The following is a 1,892-nucleotide window of genomic DNA, read 5'->3' on the forward strand; positions in this document are numbered from 1 at the left end:
GGCCCGCACCATGCGGGGCGCCCTCGGCGTACGTAGCGGAGAACCGTTACGGCAGTGCCAGCATCCGCTCCAGCGCGAGCTTCGCGAAGCTCTCCGTCTCCTTGTCGACCTCGATCCGGTTGACCAGGTTGCCCTCGGCCAGCGACTCCAGGGCCCACACCAGGTGCGGCAGGTCGATCCGGTTCATCGTCGAGCAGAAGCAGACCGTCTTGTCGAGGAAGACGACCTCCTTGTCCGGGTGCGCGACGGCCACGCGGCGGACCAGGTTCAGCTCCGTGCCGATCGCCCACTTGGAGCCGGCCGGGGCCGCCTCCAGCGTCTTGATGATGTACTCCGTCGAACCGACGTAGTCCGCCGCCGCGACGACCTCGTGCTTGCACTCGGGGTGCACCAGCACGTTCACGCCCGGGATCCGCTCGCGCACGTCGTTGACCGAGTCCAGCGAGAACCGGCCGTGCACCGAGCAGTGACCCCGCCACAGGATCATCTTGGCGTTCCGCAGCTCCTCGACGGTCAGGCCGCCGTTCGGCTTGTGCGGGTTGTACAGAACGCAGTCGTCGAGCGACATGCCCATCTCACGCACCGCGGTGTTGCGCCCCAGGTGCTGGTCGGGCAGGAACAGCACCTTCTCGCCCTGCTCGAAGGCCCAGTCCAGGGCGCGCTTGGCGTTGGACGAGGTGCAGATCGTGCCCCCGTGCTTGCCGGTGAAGGCCTTGATGTCGGCCGAGGAGTTCATGTACGAGACGGGCACGACCTGCTCGGCCACCCCGGCCTCGGTCAGCACGTCCCAGCACTCGGCGACCTGCTCGGCGGTGGCCATGTCGGCCATCGAGCAGCCGGCCGCGAGGTCCGGCAGGACGACCTTCTGGTCGTCGGTGGTGAGGATGTCGGCCGATTCGGCCATGAAGTGCACACCGCAGAAGACGATGTACTCGGCCTCCGGGCGCGCCGCCGCGTCGCGGGCGAGCTTGAAGGAGTCGCCCGTGACGTCGGCGAACTGGATGACCTCGTCGCGCTGGTAGTGGTGGCCGAGGACGAAGACCTTGTCCCCGAGCTTCTCCTTGGCGGCGCGGGCGCGCTCCACGAGATCCGGGTCGGAGGGCGACGGAAGGTCGCCGGGACACTCCACTCCGCGCTCGCTCTTGGGGTCGGCCTCGCGGCCGAGCAGCAGGAGGGCGAGCGGCGTCGGCTGGACGTCCAGGGGCTGGGCGGTGGTCACGTCACGCACCCTTTCTTTCTGCGGAAGACCTTTTCGTCTAAATGACGCTATCTATCATAACCGCTTCACGTCAGTTTGACGATGTCCATAGTGTCGATGTGACGCATTCGCGGTCCGCGGATCGGATCTTGCTGTTCTCCGGACGGCGAGCGGGTGTGCGAGCATGAAGGGGATAAGACGTGAAAGCCGAGCCTCGCCCGGAATGAATCCGGGGCCCCGCCGGTTGCAACCGTCGGCAAGCAGTCTCCGTACAAACCGGGAGAGAAGCAGATGTCCGTATCGGACGAGAAGACCACTGTCAGCGACGGCATCCTCCTGTCTGACGCCGCCGCGGCCAAGGTCAAGGCCCTGCTCGACCAGGAAGGCCGCGACGACCTGGCGCTGCGCGTCGCCGTACAGCCCGGCGGCTGCTCCGGCCTGCGCTACCAGCTCTTCTTCGACGAGCGTTCGCTCGACGGCGACGTCGTCAAGGACTTCGACGGTGTCAAGGTCGTCACCGACCGCATGAGCGCCCCGTACCTGGGCGGCGCCTCCATCGACTTCGTCGACACCATCGAGAAGCAGGGCTTCACGATCGACAACCCGAACGCCACGGGTTCCTGCGCCTGCGGCGACTCGTTCAGCTGAGTCGTCAGTCGTACGTACGAAGGCGGCCGCCCCGGACTACCGGGGC

Annotated in this window: 2 protein-coding genes; one reads left to right on the forward strand and one right to left on the reverse strand. The window is 67.0% G+C overall.

Annotated elements, in window-relative coordinates; genetic code table 11:
• Nucleotides 1–46 precede the first annotated feature (46 nt).
• Nucleotides 47–1,228: a quinolinate synthase NadA gene (nadA, locus tag ACFQ7Q_RS38095; RefSeq protein WP_383563855.1), complete on the reverse strand. Its 1,182-nt coding sequence runs from the start codon at nt 1,226–1,228 to the stop codon at nt 47–49.
• A gap of 261 nt (nt 1,229–1,489) precedes the next feature.
• Here nadA and ACFQ7Q_RS38100 point away from each other — a divergent pair, with 261 nt between their 5' ends.
• Entirely contained in the window at nt 1,490–1,846 is a 357-nt protein-coding gene (locus ACFQ7Q_RS38100; RefSeq protein WP_018848827.1) for an iron-sulfur cluster assembly accessory protein, read from the forward strand.
• Nucleotides 1,847–1,892 lie beyond the last annotated feature (46 nt).

It is taken from the genome of Streptomyces sp. NPDC056527 (assembly GCF_042794475.1).
Taxonomy (GTDB): Bacteria; Actinomycetota; Actinomycetes; order Streptomycetales; family Streptomycetaceae; genus Streptomyces.

Bases quoted from the DNA above. Each gene is read 5' to 3' on its own strand.
- ACFQ7Q_RS38100 (WP_018848827.1), top strand. From the start codon at position 1,490: ATGTCCGTATCGGACGAGAAGACCACTGTCAGCGACGGCATCCTCCTG.